This is a genomic window from Streptomyces sp. MnatMP-M17 (assembly GCF_900091995.1).
Lineage (GTDB): Bacteria > Actinomycetota > Actinomycetes > Streptomycetales > Streptomycetaceae > Streptomyces.
The window spans coordinates 1-6,608 of the sequence record NZ_FMDK01000501.1; the positions used below are offsets into that span (position 1 = coordinate 1).

Annotated in this window: 5 protein-coding genes and 1 tRNA gene; 1 reads left to right on the forward strand and 5 read right to left on the reverse strand. The window is 68.1% G+C overall.

Annotated features, from left to right (window positions below; all coding sequences use genetic code 11):
* Positions 1 to 79: 79 nt before the first annotated feature.
* The 5 genes from GA0115259_RS22180 to GA0115259_RS40480 all read right to left on the reverse strand — a co-directional run bounded on the left by GA0115259_RS22180 (position 80) and on the right by GA0115259_RS40480 (position 3,788).
* Positions 80 to 151 (reverse strand) — tRNA-Gln (locus GA0115259_RS22180).
* Positions 152 to 238: 87 nt separating this feature from the next.
* Positions 239 to 958, reverse strand: coding sequence for an HAD family hydrolase (locus GA0115259_RS22185; protein WP_093600027.1), 720 nt, complete (start codon positions 956 to 958; stop codon positions 239 to 241).
* 184 nt (positions 959 to 1,142) lie between these two features.
* Entirely contained in the window at positions 1,143 to 2,615 is a 1,473-nt protein-coding gene (gene gltX, locus GA0115259_RS22190; protein WP_093600030.1) for a glutamate--tRNA ligase, read from the reverse strand.
* On the reverse strand, positions 2,608 to 3,390 hold the full coding sequence (locus GA0115259_RS22195; protein WP_093600033.1) for a fumarylacetoacetate hydrolase family protein: 783 nt from the start codon (positions 3,388 to 3,390) through the stop codon (positions 2,608 to 2,610). The genes gltX and GA0115259_RS22195 overlap by 8 nt, the downstream gene beginning before the upstream one ends.
* A gap of 221 nt (positions 3,391 to 3,611) precedes the next feature.
* A complete protein-coding gene (locus tag GA0115259_RS40480) occupies positions 3,612 to 3,788 on the reverse strand; it encodes a hypothetical protein (protein WP_093600036.1) in 177 nt (58 codons plus the stop codon).
* Positions 3,789 to 4,373: 585 nt separating this feature from the next.
* Here GA0115259_RS40480 and GA0115259_RS22205 point away from each other — a divergent pair.
* Positions 4,374 to 6,608, forward strand: a 2,235-nt coding sequence (locus tag GA0115259_RS22205; RefSeq protein WP_141716654.1) for a sensor histidine kinase, incomplete at its 3' end; no start/stop codon positions are given.

The following is a 6,608-nucleotide window of genomic DNA, read 5'->3' on the forward strand; positions in this document are numbered from 1 at the left end:
ATTCGAACCGGCGCTACTGCCGTGAGAGGGCAGCGTGCTAGGCCGCTACACAACGGGGGCGTTGCAGAGAACATCTGCGCTGGGCTACCAGGACTCGAACCTAGACTAACGGAACCAGAAACCGTCGTGCTGCCAATTACACCATAGCCCACCAAAACTCAACCCCCGTACGGGGGCTTATTTGGCTTGCGCTTTCCGGCCGGACCTCTCGGCCCTCCCGGGCGGCGCAGGAAGAACATTACCCGATCGCGGACATGGCTCCAAAACGGGTATCGCCGCGCAGCAGGCCCGGAAGCTGGCCGAGATCGGTGATCCGTACCAGCTCAGGACGCCCGCCGAGACCGTCCCTGTCCAGCCAGACTCCGGCGAGTCCCGCGGCGACGGCGCCGCCCGCGTCGATGTCCGGCTCGTTGCCCACATACGCCACCTCGTGCGGATCCAGCGCGAGCGCATCGCAGGCGGCATGGAATGCGGCGGCGTCGGGCTTGGAAACGCCCAGCTCAGCGGCGCACAGGACGGCCTCGAAGTGATCGCGTACACCCAGGATGCGGAGCTTCCGGTCCTGGTTGCGGAGGCTGGAGTTCGACAGGACGGCCTGCCGGTAGTCGGGCGCTAGCCGGTCGAGCACGGCGACGCTGTCGGGAAAGAGCGTCCAGGCGGCTTCGAAGTGAACGATGTACCGGTCGAACCAGCCGTCCGCCTCGGTGTCGCTCAGCTCCGCGCCCACAAAGGAACGGACGCGGTCGCGCCGCTGTCCCTGGAAGTCCGTCTCCCCGGCGGCGAACCGCGCCCAGTGCTGATCGGTGATCTCCCGCCAGCGCGCGATCGCGTGATCGGCGGAGCCGTAGCGGCCGGTCAGTCCTTCGGCGGCCAGATGCTCCCGCATTCCCGCGCGGTCAGCGCTGCTGTAGTCGAAGAGCGTGTCGTCGATGTCCCAGACCACGGCGCGAATCGGCATACCGCCGACGCTACCCCGGACCGCCCCCCTGCTGGGGGTTCGGGGGTCGCCCCCCGATGGACACAGCGTCGAAGAGCGTGTCGTCCATGTCCCGGACCACGGCGCGAATCGGCATACCGCACTCGGCACCCGCCGGGCCGGGGGCCCGGAGCGTTTCCGTTTCCGCTCCCGGCCCCCTTGGTGGTCATGCCCTCAGCTCGGCCAGGGCCCTGTCGATACGGGACAGCGTGCGCTCACGGCCCAGGAGTTCCAGGGACTCGAAGAGCGGCAGGCCCACCGTGCGGCCCGTGACCGCGACACGGACCGGAGCCTGGGCCTTGCCCAGTTTGAGGCCGTGCTCCTCACCGGCCGCGAGCACCGCGTTCTTCAGGGACTCCGTGGTCCACTCCGCCTCGGCGATCTTCGTACGGGCGGTCTCCAGCAGCGCGTCCGTGCCCGGCTTCATCGCCTTCGCCCAGGACGCCTCGTCCGTCACCGGTTCGTCCAGGAACAGGAAGTCGACATTGGCGGTGATGTCCGAGAGCACCGTGAGCCGCGTCTGGGCCAGCGGAGCCAGCGCCTCGAAGGCCGCAGCGTCGAAGGACTCCGCCGGCCAGGGCGCGTACGGCGCCTTCAGCCAGGGCCCGCACGCCTCGATGAAGGTCTTCGCATCCAGCAGCCGGATATGGTCCGCGTTGATCGCCTCGGCCTTCTTCAGGTCGAAGCGGGCCGGATTGGCGTTGACGTCCGCGATGTCGAACGCGGCGACCATCTCGTCCATCGTGAAGATGTCGCGGTCCGCGGCGAGCGACCAGCCGAGCAGGGACAGATAGTTGAGCAGGCCCTCGGGCAGGAAGCCGCGCTCCCGGTAGAGGTTCAGCGACGCCTGCGGATCGCGCTTGGACAGCTTCTTGTTGCCCTCGCCCATGACATACGGGAGATGTCCGAACGCCGGGATGTCCTTGGCGATGCCCAGCTCGATCAGCGCCTTGTAGAGCGCGATCTGGCGCGGTGTGGAGGAGAGCAGGTCCTCGCCGCGCAGCACATGCGTGATCTCCATCAGCGCGTCGTCGACCGGATTGACGAGTGTGTAGAGCGGTGCGCCATTGGCGCGGACGATGCCGTAGTCCGGCACGTTCTCCGGTGTGAAGGTCAGCTCGCCACGGACCAGATCCGTGAAGGTGATCGGCTCGTCCGGCATCCGGAAGCGGACGATGGAGGTGCGTCCCTCCGCCTCGTACGCCGCCTTGCGCTCCTCGGTCAGATCGCGGCAGTGGCCGTCGTATCCCGACGGGCGCCCGGCCGCGCGGGCGGCCTCGCGACGGGCGTCCAGCTCCTCGGTGGTGCAGTAGCAGTGGTACGCGTGCCCGGCCGCGAGCAGCTTCTGCGCGGTGTCGCGGTAGAGGTCCATCCGCTGCGACTGACGGTAGGGCGCGTGCGGCCCGCCCACCTCGGGGCCCTCGTCCCAGTCGAGCCCGAGCCAGCGCATCGAGTCGAGGAGCTGTTCGTACGACTCCTCGGAGTCGCGCGCCGCGTCGGTGTCCTCGATACGGAAGACCAGGGTGCCGCCGCTGTGCCGGGCGAAGGCCCAGTTGAACAGGGCGGTGCGGACCAGACCCACATGGGGGTTGCCGGTCGGCGAGGGACAGAAACGTACACGGACGGGTCCGTTAGCCACGCTTGATCACCTTGTTGGTGAGAGTGCCGATGCCTTCGATGGTGACGGCGACCTCGTCGCCGACGCCGAGTGGGCCGACCCCGGCGGGGGTGCCCGTGAGGATGACATCGCCCGGGAGCAGCGTCATGGCCTCGGTGATGTGCACGATCATGTCCTCGATGGAGCGGATCATCTCGCTCGTACGGCCGAGTTGGCGCTGTTCGCCGTTGACCGTGCACTGGATGGTCAGGTCCGAGGGATCGAGGTCCGTCTCCACCCAGGGACCGAGCGGGCACGAGGTGTCGAAGCCCTTGGCCCGGGCCCACTGGTTCTCGGCGCGCTGGGCGTCGCGGGCCGTGATGTCGTTGGCGCAGGTGTAGCCGAAGATCACGTCCTTGACGCGCTCGCGCGGGACCTCGCGGCACATCCGGCCGATGACGACGGCCAGTTCGGCCTCGTAGTGGACCTCGTCGGAGAAGGTGGGGTACTCGATCGCGTCGCCGGTGCCGATCAGCGCGGTCGTGGGCTTGAGGAAGACCACGGGCACCTCGGGGACCGCGTTGCCCATCTCCTTCGCGTGGTCCGCGTAGTTGCGGCCGATACCCAGGATCTTGTTGCCGATCACGGGCGGCAGAAGGCGGACCTTGCTCAGCGGGACCTTGGTGCCCGAGAGCTCGAAGTCGGCGTACGGAATGCCCTTGATGATGTCGAGGACAAGGCCGGCGGGGTCGCTGCCTTCGCCCTCGACCGCGCCGAAGGCGACATTGCCGTCGATGGAGAATCTGGCGATGCGCACGGGATGCTGCCGCCCCTCTGGTTGTTGCCGGCTGTGCCGGAGACTGACGCTCCAGGCTAGCGCGGGGCGCGCGGTGGCCGTCCCAGGCGCCGTCCCGGCCCGCTCACCCGGCCCGCTCACACATGAGGTGGCCGCTTCGGGTACCGAGGACGGCCACCTCACGTACTACAGTGCGGGCAGAAGTGGATCAACGAATGGCGCCGGGCGGGACCTTCGGGAACTTACGGCGCGATCGGTGCGTCCATGAGAGTCGTACGGCGGGGATTGGCAGTCCGGTTCGGCAGGGCGACGGGGTGTTCCTGCTGCTCCGCGGGAGCCAGTTCCTCGGCGTCCTTGAGATGCGCCAGCGTGGTGCGCCGTGGATTGGCGGTGGTGCGGAACATCATCGTCGTCTTCATCTGTGGTGTCAGACCTTGTCGGGAGTACGGGCGCCGGAGCGCCGCTTGTCGGATGTGCCGTCTCTGTAAAGCGCCAGGCTAAACATCCGATTCCCCGCCGAAGCCGGGATCCACCGGCGATCTCCATGTGAGTTTGCTCACGACTCGCCGGGCATTTCCCCCATTACGGTCAGCGATCGGCGGTCATATGATGGTCATAGAAACGGACATTGCGTTACTGAACGTTACATTCCGCTCCTGATCATCAGTACTGGGACACCCCCCACCCGTAAGTGGCTCGTCAATAAAAGTCCGTTTCCTCCGTGAACCATTTCTACGGCTGGTGATACGGCGCTCACACCGTGTCATTCAGGCCACTCGCCACCCCATGGCCCTTGTTGGAGATCCTGCACTGTGCTGGAATTCCCCCCACCGCCGCGGGTTTACAAACCGGCGCGCAGGGGCGCAACGCAGCGCCGAGTGGCGGCGGGGAAGGGGAGCAGCGCCGGTCACTCACGACCACCATGGGGAGCGTTCTGCGCCCCAAGACGCCGACACCGTCCCGCCGTTCGCGGAGGGACGCCTGGTCCAGAGGTTGCGACGCTAGTGCAGGGACGTTTCAAGAGGGATAGCAGTGCTGCGGCGGAGCAGGAGCCCCGCGGCGGAACCGACCGCGGCTCCTCGCCCCAGCACACCCAGAACCCGGGCCCGGCACCCTCGGGCGAGAGTGGCGGCAGAGGCGGGTCCACGGGCACGGCACAGGGCGGCAGCGGCGCTTCGGCCGTGACTCCGTCACTGTCCGCCAACTCGGTGCCGGGCGACGCCGGTTCACGGATAGCCCTGCGCAACTGGCGCATCAGCACACGCCTGGTGGCGCTGCTGACGCTGCCGGTGGTCGCGGCGACCTCGCTGGGCGGGCTGCGTATCAACCAGTCGCTCAACGACATGCAGCAGCTGGAGCACATGCAGCTGCTGACGAAGATGACCAAGGAGGCGACCAACCTCGCCGCCGCGCTCCAGGCGGAACGTGACGAGTCGGCAGGTCCGCTCACCAACGGCACACCGGCGAGCGACTACAAGGTCAAGGACCGCCGTGCCAAGACCGAACGCGCGAAGAACGCGTTCCTCGCCGCGACGGTCGACATCGGCAACACGGACGGCGACCAGGCGCTGGAGAGCATCCGCTCCAACGTCAACCAGATCGCCACCCAGGTCAACAAGATCAACGACATCCGCAAGGGCGCCTACACGTCGGCGTCGGACTCGCTGACCGTCGACGCCTACAGCGTACTGATCGACTCGCTGCTGAGCCTCTCGCAGGACATGGCGCAGGCGACCAGCAACCCGGACATGATCAAGCGGACCCGTGCGCTGGCCGCCTTCTCGTCCGCCAAGGAGTACGCCTCGATCCAGCGGGCGGTCATCGCCGCCGCGCTGCCGGCCGATACGAGGACCAAGGGCAAGCTCACCGACAGCGACCGGCTCTACGGTCTGGCCGCGGCGACCAAGGAGCAGAACGCCCTTGCCTCGTTCAGCTCCCTGTACGAGTCCATGGGCGGCGACGCCGAGGAGCTGATGGCTCCGCTCAACGGCAAGGGCAACCCGGAGATCGGAGCGGCCGAGAAGTACGCCGAGCGGGTACTGGGCACTCCGGACGGTATGGCGCAGCAGCCCAACCGCTCGTATCTGGACTGGACCGACCAGGCGTCCACCCGGATCAACGCGATGAAGACCATCGAGGCCACGCTGCTGGGCGAGATGGAGGGCAAGGCCCGCGAACTGCGCACCCAGTCGCAGCGCGACGCGGTCATCAACGGTGTGGTCATCCTGCTGGTGCTGGGCGTCTCGCTGGTCGGTGCCTTCGTGGTGGCCCGGTCCATGATCCGCTCGCTGCGCCGGCTCCAGGACACGGCGACGAGGGTCGCCCAGGACCGGCTGCCCGAACTGGTCAAGCAGCTCTCCGAGTCGGACCCGCAGGATGTCGACACCTCCGTCGAGTCGGTCGGTGTGCACTCCAGGGACGAGATCGGAAAGGTCGCCGCGGCCTTCGACGACGTGCACCGCGAGGCGGTCCGGCTCGCCGCCGAGCAGGCTCTGCTGCGAGGCAACGTCAACGCGATGTTCACCAACCTCTCGCGCCGCAGCCAGGGCCTGATCCAGCGTCAGCTCTCGCTGATCTCGGAGCTGGAGTCCCGTGAGGCCGACCCGGACCAGCTCTCCTCGCTCTTCAAGCTGGACCACCTCGCGACCCGTATGCGCCGCAACGGCGAGAACCTCCTCGTCCTCGCGGGCGAGGAGCCGGGCCGCCGGTGGACCAGGCCCGTACCGCTGGTCGACGTCCTGCGTGCCGCCGCCTCCGAGGTGGAGCAGTACGAGCGCATCGAACTGGCCTCGGTCCCGGCGACCGAGGTCGCCGGACGTGTCGTCAACGACCTCGTGCACCTGCTCGCCGAGCTGCTGGAGAACGCGACGTCGTTCTCCTCGCCGCAGACGAAGGTCCGCGTCACCGGTCACGCGCTGCCGGACGGACGGGTGCTCGTCGAGATCCACGACACCGGTATCGGTCTCTCGCCCGAGGACCTCGCGGCGATCAACGAGCGGCTCGCCTCGCCGCCCACCGTGGATGTCTCGGTCTCGCGCCGCATGGGTCTGTTCGTGGTCGGCCGGCTGTCCCTGCGTCACGGCATCAGGATTCAGCTCCGTCCCTCCGACTCCGGTGGTACGACCGCGCTGGTCATGCTGCCGGTCGATGTCGCGCACGGCGGCAAGAAGGCTCCTGCGGGCAGGCCCGGAGCGCCCGGCGGTCCCGGCGGCCAGAACGGCGTGGGCCAGGCGCCCGCC

Coding starts and splice junctions, on each gene's coding strand:
- GA0115259_RS22185 (WP_093600027.1), bottom strand. CDS start 958: ATGCCGATTCGCGCCGTGGTCTGGGACATCGACGACACGCTCTTCGAC.
- GA0115259_RS40480 (WP_093600036.1), bottom strand. CDS start 3,788: ATGAAGACGACGATGATGTTCCGCACCACCGCCAATCCACGGCGCACC.